Origin of the sequence: Limnohabitans sp. (assembly GCF_034680285.1) — a bacterium.
In the GTDB taxonomy this organism is placed as follows: domain Bacteria; phylum Pseudomonadota; class Gammaproteobacteria; order Burkholderiales; family Burkholderiaceae_C; genus Limnohabitans_A.
This window is the reverse complement of the sequence record NZ_JAXITC010000015.1, coordinates 84,807-101,662: the sequence shown is the minus strand read 5'-3', so window position 1 is coordinate 101,662 and position 16,856 is coordinate 84,807. Positions and strand designations below refer to the sequence as shown.

Annotated in this window: 19 protein-coding genes; 14 read left to right on the top strand and 5 right to left on the bottom strand. The window is 57.4% G+C overall.

Annotation, left to right across the window (positions count from 1 at the left end; all coding sequences use genetic code 11):
- Positions 1 to 308 precede the first annotated feature (308 nt).
- Positions 309 to 2,468, top strand: a complete 2,160-nt coding sequence (gene katG / locus SWE17_RS12945) for a catalase/peroxidase HPI (protein WP_322993501.1) — start codon at positions 309 to 311, stop codon at positions 2,466 to 2,468.
- A gap of 93 nt (positions 2,469 to 2,561) precedes the next feature.
- Here the strand turns inward: katG and SWE17_RS12940 are convergent, their stop codons facing one another.
- Together SWE17_RS12940 and SWE17_RS12935 are read right to left on the bottom strand one after the other, a co-directional pair.
- Positions 2,562 to 3,005, bottom strand: coding sequence for a lytic transglycosylase domain-containing protein (locus SWE17_RS12940; protein WP_322993500.1), 444 nt, complete (start codon positions 3,003 to 3,005; stop codon positions 2,562 to 2,564).
- An 83-nt stretch (positions 3,006 to 3,088) separates the two neighbouring features.
- A complete protein-coding gene (locus SWE17_RS12935) occupies positions 3,089 to 3,736 on the bottom strand; it encodes an ABC transporter ATP-binding protein (protein ID WP_322993499.1) in 648 nt (215 codons plus the stop codon).
- 102 nt (positions 3,737 to 3,838) lie between these two features.
- Here SWE17_RS12935 and nudB point away from each other — a divergent pair, with 102 nt between their 5' ends.
- From nudB to SWE17_RS12880, 11 genes are all read left to right on the top strand, one after another.
- Positions 3,839 to 4,306 carry a dihydroneopterin triphosphate diphosphatase gene (nudB, locus tag SWE17_RS12930; protein ID WP_322993498.1) on the top strand — a complete coding sequence of 156 codons (468 nt, stop codon included), beginning with the start codon at positions 3,839 to 3,841 and terminating at the stop codon, positions 4,304 to 4,306.
- 2 nt (positions 4,307 to 4,308) lie between these two features.
- Positions 4,309 to 5,061, top strand: coding sequence for an endonuclease/exonuclease/phosphatase family protein (locus SWE17_RS12925; RefSeq protein WP_322993497.1), 753 nt, complete (start codon positions 4,309 to 4,311; stop codon positions 5,059 to 5,061).
- Between the two features lie 14 nt (positions 5,062 to 5,075).
- Positions 5,076 to 6,293 (top strand): cardiolipin synthase ClsB, encoded by a 1,218-nt coding sequence (gene clsB, locus SWE17_RS12920; RefSeq protein ID WP_322993496.1) that lies wholly within the window; start codon positions 5,076 to 5,078, stop codon positions 6,291 to 6,293.
- A gap of 102 nt (positions 6,294 to 6,395) precedes the next feature.
- Entirely contained in the window at positions 6,396 to 7,106 is a 711-nt protein-coding gene (gene folE / locus SWE17_RS12915; RefSeq protein ID WP_322993495.1) for a GTP cyclohydrolase I, read from the top strand.
- Between the two features lie 3 nt (positions 7,107 to 7,109).
- Positions 7,110 to 7,532: a BLUF domain-containing protein gene (locus tag SWE17_RS12910; protein WP_322993494.1), complete on the top strand. Its 423-nt coding sequence runs from the start codon at positions 7,110 to 7,112 to the stop codon at positions 7,530 to 7,532.
- Positions 7,533 to 7,569: 37 nt separating this feature from the next.
- Positions 7,570 to 8,385, top strand: coding sequence for a DUF429 domain-containing protein (locus SWE17_RS12905; protein WP_322993493.1), 816 nt, complete (start codon positions 7,570 to 7,572; stop codon positions 8,383 to 8,385).
- Between the two features lie 88 nt (positions 8,386 to 8,473).
- A complete protein-coding gene (locus SWE17_RS12900; protein WP_322993492.1) occupies positions 8,474 to 9,454 on the top strand; it encodes a hypothetical protein in 981 nt (326 codons plus the stop codon).
- Positions 9,451 to 9,663, top strand: a complete 213-nt coding sequence (locus tag SWE17_RS12895) for a DUF4287 domain-containing protein (protein ID WP_322993491.1) — start codon at positions 9,451 to 9,453, stop codon at positions 9,661 to 9,663. The genes SWE17_RS12900 and SWE17_RS12895 overlap by 4 nt, the downstream gene beginning before the upstream one ends.
- A 53-nt stretch (positions 9,664 to 9,716) precedes the next feature.
- Positions 9,717 to 10,187: a pyridoxamine 5'-phosphate oxidase family protein gene (locus SWE17_RS12890; protein ID WP_322993490.1), complete on the top strand. Its 471-nt coding sequence runs from the start codon at positions 9,717 to 9,719 to the stop codon at positions 10,185 to 10,187.
- 89 nt (positions 10,188 to 10,276) lie between these two features.
- The gene (locus SWE17_RS12885; RefSeq protein ID WP_322993489.1) at positions 10,277 to 10,675 is read left to right on the top strand and encodes a cupin domain-containing protein; all 399 of its coding nucleotides are present in this window, start codon (positions 10,277 to 10,279) and stop codon (positions 10,673 to 10,675) included.
- A 4-nt stretch (positions 10,676 to 10,679) separates the two neighbouring features.
- On the top strand, positions 10,680 to 11,636 hold the full coding sequence (locus tag SWE17_RS12880) for a putative transporter (RefSeq protein WP_322993488.1): 957 nt from the start codon (positions 10,680 to 10,682) through the stop codon (positions 11,634 to 11,636).
- 29 nt (positions 11,637 to 11,665) lie between these two features.
- On the opposite strand, the gene SWE17_RS12875 is transcribed toward SWE17_RS12880, so the two are convergent.
- The 3 genes from SWE17_RS12875 to SWE17_RS12865 are packed head-to-tail and all read right to left on the bottom strand — an operon-like array spanning position 11,666 to position 15,718.
- Complete coding sequence (locus tag SWE17_RS12875) at positions 11,666 to 13,351, bottom strand: SulP family inorganic anion transporter (protein ID WP_322993487.1); 1,686 nt, start codon at positions 13,349 to 13,351, stop codon at positions 11,666 to 11,668.
- Between the two features lie 23 nt (positions 13,352 to 13,374).
- Complete coding sequence (locus tag SWE17_RS12870) at positions 13,375 to 14,709, bottom strand: sulfatase (RefSeq protein ID WP_322993486.1); 1,335 nt, start codon at positions 14,707 to 14,709, stop codon at positions 13,375 to 13,377.
- A gap of 10 nt (positions 14,710 to 14,719) precedes the next feature.
- Positions 14,720 to 15,718, bottom strand: coding sequence for a Bug family tripartite tricarboxylate transporter substrate binding protein (locus tag SWE17_RS12865; RefSeq protein WP_322993485.1), 999 nt, complete (start codon positions 15,716 to 15,718; stop codon positions 14,720 to 14,722).
- A gap of 115 nt (positions 15,719 to 15,833) precedes the next feature.
- On the opposite strand from SWE17_RS12865, the gene SWE17_RS12860 reads away from it, so the two are divergent.
- Together SWE17_RS12860 and SWE17_RS12855 are read left to right on the top strand one after the other, a co-directional pair.
- On the top strand, positions 15,834 to 16,358 hold the full coding sequence (locus tag SWE17_RS12860; protein WP_322993484.1) for a MarR family transcriptional regulator: 525 nt from the start codon (positions 15,834 to 15,836) through the stop codon (positions 16,356 to 16,358).
- Positions 16,355 to 16,852 (top strand): thermonuclease family protein, encoded by a 498-nt coding sequence (locus SWE17_RS12855; RefSeq protein ID WP_322993483.1) that lies wholly within the window; start codon positions 16,355 to 16,357, stop codon positions 16,850 to 16,852. The genes SWE17_RS12860 and SWE17_RS12855 overlap by 4 nt, the downstream gene beginning before the upstream one ends.
- The last annotated feature ends 4 nt before the right edge of the window (positions 16,853 to 16,856 follow it).

Here is a 16,856-nt window from a genome sequence, read left to right as displayed (position 1 = left end):
TGCCGACGTAAAGTTTATTGCCCATGGAGGACTCCTCAGAAATACAAAAAAACAAAGCGATGGGGTCCCGAAAGCACAACAAACTGAAAACTGCCGCCGTAGCGCGCGAAACTGACCGATCACCTGACTTGTGCCGTTTTTAAAGACGTACACAAGCACATTATGGGGCATAGCGTGAAAAACCGGTGAAATTGACGCGGCTTATATTTTTGCCCTTGTTTCCGCAAGGCAACCAGAGACGTACAGATTCAAATATGCACCTGAGCGGCGACCATGGCCTTCAACCCATTCAGTGAAGGAAATTGTTCATGACCGACCATACCCCCGCCTCAAACCAATGCCCTGTGTTGCACGGCGCCAATACCGACAACGCGAGCGCCAATGCGGCCCAAGCTTGGTGGCCTAAAGCGCTCAATCTGGACATCCTCCATCAACAGGACACCAAGACGAATCCGATGGGGAGCAGTTTCGATTACCGAGAGGAAGTCAAAAAACTCGATGTGGCCGCGCTGAAAAAAGACCTGACCACCCTCATGACCGACAGCCAGGACTGGTGGCCTGCTGACTGGGGTCATTACGGCGGTCTGATGATTCGAATGGCATGGCATGCCGCAGGTACTTACAGGATTGCCGATGGCCGAGGCGGCGCAGGCACGGGCAATCAGCGCTTTGCGCCGCTCAACTCGTGGCCGGACAACACCAACCTTGACAAAGCTCGTCGCTTGCTTTGGCCCATCAAAAAGAAATACGGCAATCGCTTGAGTTGGGCTGACTTGATCGTGCTGGCGGGCAATGTCGCGTACGAATCCATGGGGCTCAAAACCTTTGGCTTTGCATTTGGCCGTGAAGACATTTGGCAACCCGAGAAAGACATCCATTGGGGAGCGGAAAAAGAATGGTTGGGTTCTGCACGCTACAACAGTGCTGACCGTCAATCGCTCGAAAACCCTTTGGCTGCCGTGCAAATGGGCTTGATTTATGTGAACCCTGAAGGTGTTCTTGGCCAACCGGATCCATTGCTCACCGCGCAAGACGTACGCCTGACCTTCAAGCGCATGGCCATGAACGACGAAGAAACGGTGGCCCTGACTGCAGGAGGCCACACCGTGGGCAAGGCGCATGGCAACGGCCAAGCGCAAAACTTAGGGCCAGCGCCTGAAGGCGCCGAGATCAACGAGCAAGGCTTGGGTTGGATGAATCACAGCACACGCAGCGTGGGCCGTGACACGGTGACCAGTGGTCTTGAGGGGGCGTGGACCACGCACCCCACGCAGTGGGACAACGGCTACTTCCATTTGCTGCTCAACTATGAGTGGGAGCTCACCAAGAGTCCTGCTGGTGCACACCAGTGGCGACCTTTACACATCAAGCCGGAAGACATGCCCGTGGACGTGGAGGAACCATCCATCCAATTGGAACCGATGATGACCGATGCCGACATGGCCATGAAAATGGACCCGGCTTACCGAGTTATTTCAGAGCGCTTTCACAAAGACCCAGACTATTTCACCAAGGTGTTTGCCCGTGCCTGGTTCAAGTTGACCCACCGTGACCTGGGCCCTAAAGCGCGTTACATCGGGCCCGAAGTGCCGCATGAAGACCTGATTTGGCAGGACCCTGTGCCTGCTGGCAAAGCCAACTACGATGTGGCCGCAGTGAAAACCCAAATTCTGCAAAGTGGTTTGGGCTTGAGCGATATGGTGGCCACTGCTTGGGACAGCGCCCGCACATTTCGCCATTCCGACAAGCGTGGCGGTGCCAATGGCGCACGCATTCGCTTGGCTCCGCAAAGAAATTGGGTGGGCAATGAGCCTGCTCGCTTGGCCAAGGTCTTGCCTATTTACGAAGCCATTGCTCAATCCACGGGTGCCAGCGTGGCCGATGTCATCGTGTTGGCCGGCAATGTGGGGGTCGAGCAAGCTGTGAAAGCAGCGGGCTTCCATATCCCCGTACCGTTCATGCCGGGCCGGGGTGATGCCTTGCAAGACATGACCGACGTGGAGTCTTTTGCCGTGCTCGAACCTTTGCACGATGGGTTTCGCAATTGGTTGAAAACGCACGACGCTGTGACCCCGGAGGAATTGCTGCTCGACAGAGCCCAACTCATGGGTTTGACCGCACACCAGATGACAGTCCTGATCGGAGGCATGCGAGTGTTGGGTACCAACCACGGCGGCAGCCAGCTTGGGGTGTTCACAGACCGTGTGGGTGTGCTCAGCAATGACTTCTTTGTGGCACTGACCGATATGGCCTATGCCTGGATGCCGACAGGTCGAAACACTTACGACATTTGTGAGCGCAAAACTGGCAAAGCCAAATGGACGGCATCACGCGTGGATTTGGTGTTCGGCTCCAACTCTGTGTTGCGCGCTTACGCCGAGGTCTATGCGCAAGACGACAACCGCGAGAAATTGGCGAGAGACTTTGTGGCCGCCTGGACCCAGGTCATGAATGCAGATCGTTTCTGAGCGCCGAACCTCAGACTCAGACTTGGCCACCTTCGGGTGGCCTCTTTTCGAAGGGGCAAAGGCTGTTTGTCTGAAACCTGTGGGTGCGGTTCATCAGCGCAAAGAACCGGTGCGCGCCATTTCGCGCCGTATCAATTCTTGGTAGAGCAAATTGTGTTCGGGTGTCGTGGAGTGGTAAGCCGCGACGCCAAACCAAGTGTTGCCGTGGCGCACCAAACTGCGCTTGAGGTGCCAAGCCGCCACATGCGTGGCCACGCAGGGGTCCAGAAGTCGTTCCGGCGTGATGCCCCATTGCGCCAACTCTGGGAAGTGGATGGAGTTGATTTGGGCCATCCCGACGTCCATGGTGCCGTTGGCGTTGTGGTTCACCACATGGGCACGCATGCCCGACTCCACTTGCAAAATGGCTCTGAGTATCTTGGGGTTCACACCATGACGTTGCGCCGCAGGTGCTAAGCAGCGCTCTGCCGCAGACGGTTGATGCGTTTGGGCGGTGGCGATCGTCTGGCTCCACGCGATGCCATGAGCCCAGGTCATTGCCACAATGCAAAACGCAGACAGAACACCCAGGCGATATTCAAATGAAGTGGACGACATTCAAAAACAACCCGGCTGGCCGATCACAACTGAAATACCGCCGCCAATGGCATGTGCGGTGGTTTTTCATAGTCAGCAATCAAGCAGGCCCGCTCTGAGTCTCGGTAGGTGTCTACCAGCAGTTCTTGTAGAACGCGGATGGATGCTTGGTCGAGCGATACAAAGGGTTGGTCAAGCAATGTGACCACGGCCCCCGAAGCCAGCGCGGCCACCAAGCCCACTTTGCGACGCGTGCCTGTAGACAACATGTTCAAGCGCTTGTCCAGATGGGGCGTGAGTTGCAACGCCTTGCACCAGAATTGTTGGGCATCTTCAGACCAAGCAGGCCACAAGGGCGCTAAAGAATCCCAGCACTGGCCTGGAGTGTTCTCGTCGCCATGCGGCAGTCGCAGGTCGGTCCAAAAAACAGAACCCTGTGGTGGCGGGAACAAAGGAGCCACAACGCCGCGCACGCAAAGTTCCCCGGATTGGGGAATCAAATCACCAGAGAGCAAGCGCAACAGACTGGTTTTTCCGGCGCCTTCGTCCCCCAGCAGAGCAGACACGCCTGGCGGAAGGCGCAGGTCCAAGCCCTTGAAAAGAAGCAGGTCGCCCGGGCCGCCGTTCAATCCTTTGACTTCCAGTGCAGGTTGGCGTTTGTCTACCTGAGTAAATGGGGTCGAAATCAACATGGCACCGATGCTATCAGCTGGGTGAGATGGCAGATGCAATGCCCGTGAGGTGCTGACTACAATGAACCGAAGTGGTATCCGTCCCACGTAGGATCAAAGCCCATGTCTGTCTCAGTGGTTTACAAAATTCCCGAATCGGTGTTGGTGGTCATCCACACACCTGCGCAAGAAGTGTTGTTGATTCGCCGAGCCGATGCGGGCACTTGGCAGTCGGTCACGGGCAGCAAAGACCATCCAGCTGAAACATGGCTGGAGACCGCCATCCGCGAGGTGAAAGAAGAGACCGGGATTGATGCGCAGCAGCCTGGGTGTTTTTTGCACGACTGGGGACTTGAAAACCAATACGATATTTATCCCGCTTGGCGCTGGCGTTACGCGCCCGAAGTGAGCCGCAACACCGAACGTGTTTTCGGCTTGCGAGTGCCAGAAAAACTGCCCATAACGCTGAGTCCAACTGAGCACACCGAGTGGCAATGGCACTCTTGGCAGGCGGCCGCAGATCAGTGTTTTTCACCGTCCAATGCCGAAGCTATTTTGATGCTACCGCGTTTTCTGAAACCCGTTGGCTAACCATGCCCCAACGACATGAACACCCCGTCTTGCGGGTGGCTACTTACAACATCCACAAGGGTGTTCAAGGGCTGGGACCTGCCAGGCGCTTGGAAATTCACAATTTGGGCCATGCGGTGGAGCAACTCGATGCGGACATCGTTTGCCTGCAAGAAGTTCGCCGTATGCACCGCAGGGAAGAACGGTATTTCCCGCTTTGGCCCAGCCAACCGCAAGCCGATTACCTTGCCCCAGAAGGCTACGAGGCGGTTTACCGCACCAATGCTGTCACCCGTCACGGCGAGCATGGCAACGCCATGTTGTCGCGCTGGCCTGTGCTGTCGTCCCAACAAAAAGACATCTCTGACCACCGTTTTGAACAACGCGGTTTGCTGCACAGCACGGTGCAAGTGGTGGACAGGGTGGTGCATGTGATTGTGGTGCACTTGGGTCTTGTGCCCGCCAGTCGTGTCCGCCAAGTGGTTCAGTTGCTGGCATTCATCGAACAAACCATTCCTGCCCATGCGCCTGTTCTGGTTGCGGGGGACTTCAATGACTGGGGCACGGGTTTGGGCCGCCGCATGGCGCAGGCAGGCTTTGGCGAATGGCGGGAACAATCCACACCGACTTTTCCCTCGCGCTTGCCCTTGAACCAGTTGGACCACATCTATGCACGCGGCCTCAAGCCTTTATACGCCATGGTGCCTTCGGGTCGAATTTGGCAGCGCATGTCGGACCATCTGCCCTTGGTTGCCGAATTCGCTTGGACGGATTGAGCATGGGACACGGCATGCCATTGCACGACGGGCATCAAATTCGTTTGATCGAAGGCGGCCAAGCCTACTTCGATGCCTTGGTCTCTGCGATCGACCAAGCCAGCAGTCAAGTGCACCTGGAGACCTATATTTTTGACTTTCATGCTGCGACTACACGGGTGGCGGAGGCTTTGGAGCGTGCGGCTTGGAGGGGCTTGCGCGTCTGGGTGGTGGTGGATGGGGTTGGTACACCACGGCTGCCGTCTGAATGGCAAGAACGGTTTTCGCGTGCGGGTGTTGCTTGGTGCGTGTATTCACCGTTGGGCACCCTGGGTCTGTTGATTCCCAGTCGTTGGCGACGTTTGCACCGCAAATTGTGTGTGATCGATGGGGACTTGGCCTTTTGTGGCGGCATCAATATTTTGGATGACTGGTACGACCCGCATCACGGCACCTTGGCGCAACCTCGCTTGGACTTTGCCGTTGCGGCCAGGGGAGTCTTGGTCCAGCAAATGCAAGAGACGATGGCCCAGTTGTGGTGGCGTATTCAGGGGGTGACGCATGCCAAGCATCAGCAATTTCCCGAGGCTTTAACCTCGTTTCGCACGGGTGGCGTTCATTTGCCTTGGACACAAGAGCCAGGCGTGGACATGCCCACACTCTCAGTGGCCAAGGCGGGACTGCTGCTGCGCGACAACGTGTTGAATCGTGGCCAGATCGAACGCGCCTACCTCAAGGCGATTGGTGCAGCCAGGCATGACATCGTGATCGCCAATGCCTATTTCTTACCAGGCCGTCGCGTGCGCCAGGCCTTGATTCATGCGGCCAAACGGGGGGTGCGTGTGCGCTTGCTGCTGCAAGGTCGTTACGAATATTTCATGCAATACCATGCCGCCCGGCCTGTTTACGGTGCATTGCTGAGTGCTGGGATTGAGATTCACGAATACTCGGCCAGTTTTTTGCATGCCAAAGTGGCCGTGATGGACCCGAACCATGACCGACCCTGGGCCACTGTCGGCTCGTCCAATTTAGACCCGCTGAGCTTGTTGTTGGCACGCGAGGCGAATGTGGTGGTGGCCGATAAAGCCTTTGCCCAGCAATTACACCAGCGTTTGATCTTGGCGATCGAGCAACAAAGTACACCTGTAAGGGTTCAAACTTTCACACAAAGTCCGTGGCATTTGAAATTGCGTGACCTGGTGGCGTTCGCGCTGATGCGTTTGGCTTTGTTTTTGACGGGCAACCGTTATTGACAAGAGGTTTCCCCTGTGCAGGCATGGGCGTTAGTCTGCTGCCCCAATTGAGCAGCCAATCGCTGGTAGGATGAAGCCCACTTTAAACAAATTTCAGACGCCATGACTGCTTCTGCTGCAACGCCCGAAGATGACGGCGTACCCGTTTCGGTAAAAATCCGCGAGCGCATCAACGCCTCTCGCAAGCGTTTTCACGCCAATGACAACATTGCCGAGTTCATCGAACCTGGCGAGCTCGACAAATTGCTCGACGAAGTGACCGAAAAAATGGCGGGCGTGCTCGACAGCCTGGTCATCGATACCGTCAATGACCACAACACAGGCGATACCGCCCGCAGAGTGGCCAAGATGTACCTCAAGGAAGTGTTCAAAGGGCGTTACATTGAAGGCCCTGAGATCACCGAGTTCCCCAACGCAGAGCACCTCAATGAGCTGATGATCGTCGGCCCCATCACCGTGCGCAGCGCCTGCAGCCACCACTTTTGCCCGGTGATTGGCAAGATTTGGATTGGGGTTTTGCCCAATGAGCACACCAACGTGATTGGCTTGTCCAAATACGCCCGTTTGGCCGAATGGATCATGGGACGGCCTCAGATTCAAGAAGAAGCTGTGGTGCAGCTGGCAGATCTGATTCAACGCAAAACCCAACCCGATGGGTTGGCCATCGTGATGGAAGCAAGCCACTATTGCATGGGTTGGCGTGGGGTGAAGGACATGGACAGCAAAATGATCAATTCGGTCATGCGCGGCGCTTTTCTCAAAGACCCGAACTTGCGTCGTGAATTTTTGGCCCTGATTCCCGGAAGGAAATAAACCATGTTGGTACGCCTGCTTTACGCCAGCCGAGTAGTGGACTCGAGCCCCGAGACCATCAATTCGATCTTGGCCCAATCTCGTCAATTCAATCCGAGCAGTGGCATCACCGGCATTCTTTGCTACGGCGGTGGTATCTTTTTGCAAGCCATTGAGGGTGGTCGCAACGCTGTCAGCGATTTGTACGGCCATATCCAGAAAGACGCTCGCCACAAGGATGTGGTGCTCTTGCACTACGAAGAAATTTCCGAACGCCGCTTCGGTGGCTGGACCATGGGCCAAGTCGATGCCTCGCGCGTCAACACCAACATCCTGCTCAAATACTCCGAGCGTGCCGAGTTGGACCCCTACAACGTGTCGGGCAAAGTCTCACTGGCCTTGCTCGAAGAGCTGATGGCCACTGCGTCCATCATCGGCCGCGCCTGAATCTTGTAGGAGCGACGCCCTCGTCGCGAAGTGAACCATGAACCTGATTGGCTGCGACTTCTCCAGCAGCCCCTCCAAACGCAAGCCCATCGTTCTGGCGCTGGGCCAGGCCCGGCAGGGCAGGGTGCAGCTGCAAGCCCTGCAGACCTTTGACACCCTGAGCGCATTTGGCGACTGGCTGGCGCAGCCCGCCGACTGGGTGGGTGGTTTTGACTTGCCCTTTGGTTTGCCGCGTGAATTGGTCGAGACGCTGGGCTGGCCCACCGACTGGGTTGCCTGCATGGACCATTACTGCTCCTTGGAGCGCCCCCAAATTCGCGAGCAGTTTGCTGCGTTTTGCAACGCACGACCGGTTGGCGGTAAGTTTGCCCACCGCGCCGCAGACCGACCCGCAGGCTCCAGCCCTTCCATGAAATGGGTCAACCCGCCCGTGGCCTACATGTTGCACGCGGGAGTGTCCCTGTTGCGGCAAGCGGGTGTGCACCTGCCCGGCTTGCAAGCAGGCGACGTGCGCCGTGTGGCGCTGGAAGCCTACCCCGGCCTGATGGCGCGAGAGTTGCTGGGCAGCCAGAGCTACAAAAGCGACGAGAAAGCCAAACAAACGCCTGAACGCCTGCTGGCCCGGCGCGAACTCTTAAGTGCGCTGGAGCGCGGCCAGACCCGCTTGGGCCTACGCCTGGTGGCCAGCAACGTGCTGCTGGGACGTCTTGCCGATGACGCAAGCGGTGACGCCCTCGATGCCACCCTATGCCTGATGCAGGCGGCCTGGGCGCAGCAACAGCACGAGGCGGGGCATCCGCAATACGGCCTGCCACCGTTTGATCCGCTCGAAGGGTGGATTCTCACAGCTTGAAGGCTCGTTCTTCAAGGATCAATGAGCAGCCTCTCGTGTGTAAGAATATTTGAGTACGGGTGGACACCTATTTAAGTTGGGGAGCGGCATGCAGAAATTATCAGTTTGGATGTTTGCTTTTGTTATGGCTTGTGTTGCAAATGGTGTATCAGCCAAAGATTGCAATCCAGCACCCAAAGATGTCGCCATACTCAAAGCGATTCGCCCTCAATTTCACACGGTTGAAGGGGATCTCGCGGAGTTTGATCCTTGTCACTATTCGGTGAAATTGCAAAAACCATTTTTCAGTGACAAGCCACCTTTGATGATTGTGGTTCATGGTGGCGGTGGTGTGGACATTGCTACCAAAAATGCGGCTGATGCTTTTCGCGGCAAGGGTTTTGCGACCTTGTTATTTGATGCCTATGAGCACAATGGGTTCTACCAAGGCATGAGGTTTTGGGCTACCCAAGCGACCAATGAAGCCAGGCAAAAGATGATCTACAAAGTTACCCTTGGTGCTTATGAGTGGGCCATTAAAAACAAGGACATCAACACATCTCAAATTTACTTTCATGGACTGTCAAACGGCGGTATTGTGGTGGCCAATATGGCTGGGGCTGTGTCGCCTGACCATGTCAAAGGTGTTTTTGCCGAGGGCGCCCCAGGCATGGGATTGGGTCTCCCAGATAAATTGACGGTTCCATTGCGTCTTGTTTACGGAAAGATGGACAACTACGGCGGGAAAACAGAAGAAGACTGGATTTGGATTCGGCAAGACCCCTGCTTGACCAATACAGCGGCCTTTATCCATCCCAAAGGCAATTCACAAACTTGTAACGGCTTGATCAATCGTCTGGAGCCCACACCCAAACCGATCGATTGGTTTGAGGCCCAAAAGGGTCAAGGTGCTGACATTGATATTTGGTTTTATGAAAATGCAGCCCATGGCATTTTTTTAGGACCTATACAAAAGAACATGAACACCTACGGTGTGGATGTTCGAAGGTTTGCATGGGTAGGCGCTGACCACTCTGCAAGAAGCAAGTTGCTGGACGATGTTCTGAAATACCTCAAATCGAAACAATGAACCCTTCCGAAAAACCCAAAGGTCCCGCGTCGTACTTTCCGTCCATTGAAAAGAAATACGGACAGCCCATCGCGCATTGGCTGGCGCTGCTCAAGTCGTGCGATGGGATGAAGCACATGGAGATGGTCGCTTGGCTCAAGACTGAGCACGGCATGGGACACGGACATGCCAATGCCATCGTGGCGCATTGGATGGCCTCACACAAATGACTGGACTTGGATACTCATCAAATCGGTGATTCAGGTTTGTATGTGGGATTTTTATGCCATTGCTCAATGAGTCCGTTCGAGAAGCTGCCCGCCGCAGCGTTCTGTGTTGGCTGGCCACAGTGGATGGGGATGGCCAGCCGAATGTCTCGCCCAAAGAAATCTGGGCCATTGCAGACGATGCGCATGTGGTGGTGGCGCACATTGCTTCGCCCGTTAGTGCACTCAACATCGGGCAACAACCGCTGGTGTGTTTGAGCTTTGTCGATGTGTTTGTGCAAAAGGGCTTCAAGCTCAAGGGCGCTGCACATGAGGTGTGTGCCGATGAGCCTGATTTTGCCCGCTGGGCTACGCCACTTCTGGCCATGGTGGGGCAGCGTTTTGTCATTCGGAGTGTGTTGGTCATTCGCGTGAACTCAGTGACACCCATCCTGGCACCCAGTTACCGTTTCTACCCGGAAGAAACCATCGAGGCGTTGCAAGCCGATGCAGCCATGCGCGCCTATGGTGTGCAGCCCCGGACCTGATCCGTCTGCAGACAATTCACCTCGGCACAAGCCGTTACCATCACCCATCATCGTTCCATGTTGAATGGTGAGTCATTCAGGAGATGAAGATGACGACACAAGGTTTCGTGGTCACCCACGCCAAGGACGCGCAGTTTGAAAAAGGGCTGCGCTCGTTTTTTGAATACCGTGACTTGGGGCTCAAAAAGGCCACGGGCGGGCGGGTTACGGCCAGCGTGATCCGTGCTGCCGGAGGGCAAGATTTTTCGAGCCAGCCGCATTTTCACAAGACGCAGTTCCAGCTGGTTTATGTGCTCAAGGGTTGGATTGAGTTTGAGTATGAGGGCCAGGGCGCGGTAAGGCTGGAAGCCGGTTCGTGCGTGCACCAGCCGCCCGAAATTCGCCACCGCGAACTGGGGCATAGCCACGATATGGAGTTGCTGGAGGTGGTTCTACCTGCGGACTTTGACACCGTGACGGTGGATGACGTCAATCCGAAAGAGGCTTGATTAGATGTTCCGAAGTTTCTTTCTTTCTCGCCGCTGGGCTTTGTGGGCTTGGGGTGGCTTGCTGCTCTTGGTGGCGATGGTGTTCATCACGGTGCAACAGACCGTGAAGCTCAATACTTGGTATGGCGAGTTTTATGACCTGCTGCAAAAGCCAGAGCAGGCAGGTGGGGTGGAGAAGTTTTGGGGCTTCATGGTTCAGTTTGCCTGGATTGCTTTTCCCTACATGTTGCTGCGCAGCCTAGAAACCTACCTGGCCTCGCATTACGCCTTTCGCTGGCGTCAGGCCCTGACCGAGGTTTATCTGCCGCGCTGGCAGCGCACCGATGCGACGGTGGAGGGGGCTTCGCAGCGCATTCAGGAGGACTGCATGCGTTTTGCCCGCCAAACCGAAAACCTGGGCCTGGGTTTGGTGCGTGCGGTGCTCACGCTCGTGTCTTTCATCCCGATTTTGTGGTTGCTCTCCAAAGGCATGGCCATCGCCTGGCTGCAGTTTGAGGGCTCGCTCTTCTGGGTGGCGCTTGTCACGGCGGTGGGTGGCACGGTGCTGTCTTGGTTTGTGGGCATTCGCTTGCCGGGGCTGGAGTACAACAATCAAAAAACCGAAGCCGCGCTGCGCAAGGATTTGGTCTATGCCGAAGACGATCGTGGGCGAATGGATTTGCCCACTGTGATGGGCTTGTTCACGGGCGTTCGGTTGAACAATTTCCGTTTGTTCAACCACTACGCTTACTTCCATTTGTGGAGCAATTTTTACAGCCAAACGATGGTGATTTTTCCCTATTTGCTCATGGGGCCATCGCTGTTCACGGGTTTGATCACCTTGGGCGTGATCCAGCAGGTGAGCAACGCCTTCGGCAAGGTCAATGACGCGTTTTCTTACTTGATCGAGCGCTGGACCGACATCACTGAGCTGCGTTCCATTTACAAGCGTTTGTCGGAATTTGAAAAGGCCCTGGCCTGACGCCTTCACCCGGGGTCTGGGGTCTGGGGTCAGATGGCGGTCGCGGCCATCTCTGCGGGGAGCGGGTTGATCCCTTTCAAAGCCTGCAAGGCTTCGGCATCGGTGCGGTAGAGCCGGAGGTAGGGGCCTTCTGCCAGTTCGCCTGCTCGTCGCAATGTAGTTTCTACAGGCAGTTTGATGCCACTGATGTGCAGTGTGATGCCACGGCTGACCAGTTGTCGGTGCAGCTGACCAAAAGTTTCCACACCCGTCACGTCGATGCGGTTGATGGGCTGTGCAAACAGGCACACATGTTTCACATCGGGGTGGCGGGCCAGGTGGTCGGTGATGGCCCGGTCAAACTCGCTGGCGGCAGCAAAATCGAGTTCGGCGTCCATGCGCAGGGCGTACAGCTGATGGGCTAAGGGTGGCAGTTTCCAAAGATGCCGGTCGCGCAGGCTGCCATCGGGGTGCAGGCCCACTTCGATGATGCGTGGGTGCAGGCGGGTGTGCAAAAAATGGCTCAGGCCGACCAGGACACCGGTCAAAACACCCCAGTAAATGCGCGGCGCGGTCAACAAGGTCATGGCAAAGGTGATGCCTGCCGTCATGGTCTCGATGCGGCCCACGCGCCAGAGACTCAAAAACTGGCGCGGCTGGAACAAATTGAGCACGGCCACGATCACCGCTGCCGACATGACCGAGCGGGGTACAAATTGCAGTGCGGGCATGAGCAACAGCAAAGCCAGCAGCACAAAGCCGACCGATGCGACTACGGCCCAGCCCGATCGCGCCCCAGCGTAGAGCATGAGGGCCGAGCGTGAAAACGAGGTGCTGGTGGCAAAGCTGCCCGAAAAAGCCGAGGCGATTTTGGCCAGGCCCTGGCTGAAGAGTTCTGTGCTGTCGTCCCAGCGTTTGCCTTCGCGGCGGCATTCGATGCGGGCGCTTGATGCCGTCTCTAAAAAGCTGACCAGCGCGATCACCATGGCAGGCACCCAGAGCTGGTTGACCCTGTCCAGGCCCGGCCACTCAGGCCAATAAAAATCGGGCAGACCCGAAGGCAGCAGGCCGACCACCGCGCCGTGGTCTTGGTAATCGGTGGCATAGGCGATGGCCGAGGCGAGGGCCATGACGATCATGATGCCGGGCCAGCGCGGCTTGAAACGACGCAGCAGCAAAAGAACAGCCAAGCTGCCCAGGCCAAACAACGCGGGCCAACTGCTCAGCCAAGCAGGCCAGGTTTGCACGTTCCAGCTCCAGGCCTTGACTCCCAACAAACCGGGCACTTGTGAGGCCATGATGAGCAAAGATGCGGCTTGGGTGAAACCGGTCATGACCGGGGCGCTGACCAAGTTGATGAGCCAGCCGTAATGCCCCAGGCCCAGCAGCAGCTGAATGGCCCCCGACAGCAGCGACAACCACACCGCCAGCGCCACCCATTCGGGCGAGCCCGGTTCGGCCATGCCCGTGAGCGAGGCACCAATCAGCACGCAAGTGAGCGCAGCCGGGCCGACCGACAAGCGGTTGGCGCTGCCAAACAGCACGGCCAGCAAAGCAGGGATCAGGCAGGTGTAAAGCCCGGTGACCAAGGGCATGCCTGCCAGACCCGCATAAGCCACCGCTTGCGGAATCATGACCAGTGCCACCGTGAGACCCGCCAGCACCTCGGTCCGGGCCAGGGGTGTTGTCAGGCGGGGCCACTGACGGAAAGTTAAGAATCGTCGAATATCAGCCATGGCCGATCTTAGCCGTCATGACGTCAGCGCTGTGGCATGTCTTTGACAGAGTAGCCCAAGCTGATGGTTGCGTCTTCTGGGATGGCGGGCACCGTGGCGTCCCAAGCTTCCCAGGCAGCACGCAGGTTTTGCAACGTCTCGGGCTGGTGCTGAGCCAAGTTGGCACGCTCGCGCTCGTCGGCGGGAATGTTGAACAAATAGTCGTGGCCGTCCACCCGCAGGTATTTGTAGTCGCCCATGCGCAGGGCGCGTTGACCCCGGTGGTTCATGCGCCAGTAAAGCGGGCGCTCAAACCGATGCTGTGCGTCGTGCAGCACTGGGGCGAGCGACACGCCGTCAAACGGGTGGTCGGCATCGGCCTGTGCGCCTGCCAGCTCGACCATGGTGGCCGACCAGTCCATGGTCATGCAGTGCTGGGCCGATGTGCCGCCCGGCGCAATCACAGCAGGCCAGTGCGCGATCCACGGCACCCGGATGCCGCCTTCGGTCAGGTCCATCTTGCCGCCCACCAAAGGCCAGTTGTCAGAGAATCGCTCGCCGCCGTTGTCGCTGGTGAAGACGATCAGGGTGTTGTCGAGCTGGCCTGTCTTTTTGAGCGCGTCCACCAACCAACCAATGCCCTCGTCCATGTGGTGGATCATGCGGTGGTAGGTGTGGATGTTGCCGCCATGCAGGTGGAACAGGTTGTCTTTGACCTCTTGGGCCAGCGCATGGTCTTCGCGGGTTTCCCAAGGCCAGTGCGGCGCGGTGTAGTGCAGGCTCAAAAAGAAGGGCGTGCCCTGCGCAGCGCCCGGGGCCATGCGGTTCACAAAGTCCACCGCTTTGTTGGAAATCAGATCGGTCAGGTAGCCGTCTTCGTGTTTTTCTTCTTCGTTGGTGTAGAGGTCGTGTGTGCCGTTGTTGCTGGCGTGGGTGAAGTAATCCACACCGCCCGACATGGGGCCAAAGAATTCTTCGTAACCGGACTTGATGGGGCTGAAGTGGGGCGGGTAGCCCAGGTGCCATTTGCCGATCAGCGCTGTGCGGTAGCCGCTGGCCTTGAGCAGCGAGGGCAGCGTGGGGTGCTCGGGCGGCAGGCCCAGCACCTTGCTGCCTTTGCTCTTGCTGTTGATGGGCTCATCGGCCCCGCCGCGCAGGCGGTACTGGTAGCGGGCGGTCATGAGCGCAAAGCGGGTGGGTGAGCACACGGGCGAGTTGGAATAGCCTTGCGTGAACTTGAGGCCGTTGGCAGCCAGTTGGTCGAGCACGGGCGAGACCTTGCCAAACTTCGCGTCGCGGCCGCCGTAGCAGCCGAGGTCGGCAAAGCCGAGGTCATCGGCCACGATGAAAATGATGTTGGGGCGTTGTGGTGCGGTCATATGAAAACGGTCAGTCGAGCTGCACACCAGTTGCCTTGATGGGTTTCTCCCAGCGAGCCAGATCCGCTTTTTGTGCCGCAGCCAAATCGGCCGAGTTGGAGCCAATGGGTTCGTAGCCGAGTTTGAGCATTTTGTCCTTCATGGCTGGATCGCGTGCGATTTTCATCATCGCTTTTTCTAAGCGGGTGAGGGCATCGCCTTTGAGGCCCGCAGGGCCATACATGGCAAACCAGGCGGTGGCGTCCATGTTGATGCCCGACTCCTTGAGCGTTGGCACTTCGGGCACTTGGGGGTCGCGCTGGTTGCCAGTCACCGCGATGATGCGGACTTTGCCGGCCCGGTGCATTTCAGCGGTTTCGGACACCACGTCAAACTTGTAGCCGATGTGACCGCCCAGCAGGGCGTTGTTGGCCGGTGCACCGCCTTGGAACGGCACATGGTTCAGGCTGATGCCGGCCGACTGCTCCATCAGCACGCCCATGAAGTGAGGCAGGGTGCCAGCGCCCGGCGTGCCATAGCTGGCATTGCCCGGGTCACTCTTGGCCTTGGCCACCATCTCGGCCACGGATTTGGCATTACTGGCAGGGCCGGAGACCACGCCAAACTGGAAGCGGGCAATTTGCGAGACGGGGGTGAAATCCCTCACGGCATCGTAGTCGAGCTTTTTGTAGACATGCGGGAACAGCACCATCGGGCCGCTGGGCAAAATGATCACGGTCTGGCCATCGGGTTTGGCGACCTTGACTGCATTCAAGGCAATGCGTCCGCCTGCGCCGGGCTTGTTGTCCACAACGATGGTGCCAAAGTCCTCGCGCAGGGCGTCGGCCACCATGCGCGCCAGAATGTCTGCCGAACCACCAGGGGGAAAGCCCACCACGATCTTGAGGGGCGGTTTGTCTTGCGCGTGAAGATTGGGCGAGAGTGCGGCCAGTGACAGCGCCAGAAGGCCCAAACTGCGGCGGCTGAATTTGCTGAGGCTGGGGCGGGTCTTGCTTGGGATCGTGTTCATGGATGTCTCCTTGGGTTCGGGGCTCAGATGTCCCTTGTTGAAAGCGCAAGTCAAGTCAGAATGTAGTGGCTTGACCGACAATTGATCTAAACAATCATCCCCCCGGAAAACCCTGATGCCTTTGTCCCCATCCCAACGTCTGGCCTCGATTGATGACCTGCTTCTGTATAGGCTGGCTCGCTTATCGAGTGTGGCTGGGGCCATGGTGGTGCGCTTGTGTGAGGGCGGCTACGGCATCACCCGGCGCGAGTGGGGTGTGGTGGCCCAACTTTATGAAAATGGCAGCTTGCCGCCTTCGGCATTGGCCGAGCGCATGCACCGCGATCGTGCCCGTACCTCGCGCACTTTGACGGCGTTGGTCAAAAAACAGTGGGTGTTGCGTACCATACCCGCCCACGATCGGCGCAGTGCCTTGGTCAGCTTGACGCCTCCCGGGCGACAGCTTTATGAGGCTTTGATGCCTCAAATTCAGGCCATCAACAGCCAAATCTTGAAAGCGCTGCAGCCCGAAGAAGCCGCCCAATTTGACGAGGCGCTGGAGCGTTTGCTCGCCCAATCCCAGATTTTGGTGACCGAACTGAGTCCGGATTTCCCCAAAGCCAATCGCCGCCAGGGACAGCGCGGCAAAGAAGCACCATGACAGTTTGCCTTCGCTTGATGTGTGCATTGGTTTTGTCGCTGCATGGCGTGGTTCAGGCTTCAGAGGTTTGGACTGGTTGGGTCAGCTGGGTCATGGACGGCGACACGGTGTTGTTGGTGCGCGAGGGCCAACACGAGCCCATCAAGTTGCGCATCGATGGCATCGACGCGCCTGAAACCTGTCAGCCTGGCGGCGCAGAGTCCCGCGACGAATTGATTCGCTTGGTGTTGCGCAAATCCGTTCAGGTGGTGGATCTGGGGCAGGACGTGTACGGTCGACAGATTGGGCGTTTGAACCTGAATGGTGTCGATCTGGGCGCCGAAATGGTGCGCTCTGGCATGGCGTGGGCATACCGTTTTCGCACAGGCAAAGGACCCTATGCCGTTTTGCAACGGCAGGCGCAAAAACAAAAAATGGGGGTGTTTGCGGTGCCCGAAGCGGCCATGTCTCCGCCTGTGTTCAGAAAATTCCATGGCACTTGCCATGGCAGTTGACGAA

What these genes read in the sequence shown, in the direction of transcription:
- katG (WP_322993501.1), top strand. Translation starts at nt 309, where the DNA reads ATGACCGACCATACCCCCGCCTCAAACCAATGCCCTGTGTTGCACGGC.
- SWE17_RS12940 (WP_322993500.1), bottom strand. Translation starts at nt 3,005, where the DNA reads ATGACCTGGGCTCATGGCATCGCGTGGAGCCAGACGATCGCCACCGCC.
- SWE17_RS12935 (WP_322993499.1), bottom strand. Translation starts at nt 3,736, where the DNA reads ATGTTGATTTCGACCCCATTTACTCAGGTAGACAAACGCCAACCTGCA.
- nudB (WP_322993498.1), top strand. Translation starts at nt 3,839, where the DNA reads ATGTCTGTCTCAGTGGTTTACAAAATTCCCGAATCGGTGTTGGTGGTC.
- SWE17_RS12925 (WP_322993497.1), top strand. Translation starts at nt 4,309, where the DNA reads ATGCCCCAACGACATGAACACCCCGTCTTGCGGGTGGCTACTTACAAC.
- clsB (WP_322993496.1), top strand. Translation starts at nt 5,076, where the DNA reads ATGCCATTGCACGACGGGCATCAAATTCGTTTGATCGAAGGCGGCCAA.
- folE (WP_322993495.1), top strand. Translation starts at nt 6,396, where the DNA reads ATGACTGCTTCTGCTGCAACGCCCGAAGATGACGGCGTACCCGTTTCG.
- SWE17_RS12910 (WP_322993494.1), top strand. Translation starts at nt 7,110, where the DNA reads ATGTTGGTACGCCTGCTTTACGCCAGCCGAGTAGTGGACTCGAGCCCC.
- SWE17_RS12905 (WP_322993493.1), top strand. Translation starts at nt 7,570, where the DNA reads ATGAACCTGATTGGCTGCGACTTCTCCAGCAGCCCCTCCAAACGCAAG.
- SWE17_RS12900 (WP_322993492.1), top strand. Translation starts at nt 8,474, where the DNA reads ATGCAGAAATTATCAGTTTGGATGTTTGCTTTTGTTATGGCTTGTGTT.
- SWE17_RS12895 (WP_322993491.1), top strand. Translation starts at nt 9,451, where the DNA reads ATGAACCCTTCCGAAAAACCCAAAGGTCCCGCGTCGTACTTTCCGTCC.
- SWE17_RS12890 (WP_322993490.1), top strand. Translation starts at nt 9,717, where the DNA reads ATGCCATTGCTCAATGAGTCCGTTCGAGAAGCTGCCCGCCGCAGCGTT.
- SWE17_RS12885 (WP_322993489.1), top strand. Translation starts at nt 10,277, where the DNA reads ATGACGACACAAGGTTTCGTGGTCACCCACGCCAAGGACGCGCAGTTT.
- SWE17_RS12880 (WP_322993488.1), top strand. Translation starts at nt 10,680, where the DNA reads ATGTTCCGAAGTTTCTTTCTTTCTCGCCGCTGGGCTTTGTGGGCTTGG.
- SWE17_RS12875 (WP_322993487.1), bottom strand. Translation starts at nt 13,351, where the DNA reads ATGGCTGATATTCGACGATTCTTAACTTTCCGTCAGTGGCCCCGCCTG.
- SWE17_RS12870 (WP_322993486.1), bottom strand. Translation starts at nt 14,709, where the DNA reads ATGACCGCACCACAACGCCCCAACATCATTTTCATCGTGGCCGATGAC.
- SWE17_RS12865 (WP_322993485.1), bottom strand. Translation starts at nt 15,718, where the DNA reads ATGAACACGATCCCAAGCAAGACCCGCCCCAGCCTCAGCAAATTCAGC.
- SWE17_RS12860 (WP_322993484.1), top strand. Translation starts at nt 15,834, where the DNA reads ATGCCTTTGTCCCCATCCCAACGTCTGGCCTCGATTGATGACCTGCTT.
- SWE17_RS12855 (WP_322993483.1), top strand. Translation starts at nt 16,355, where the DNA reads ATGACAGTTTGCCTTCGCTTGATGTGTGCATTGGTTTTGTCGCTGCAT.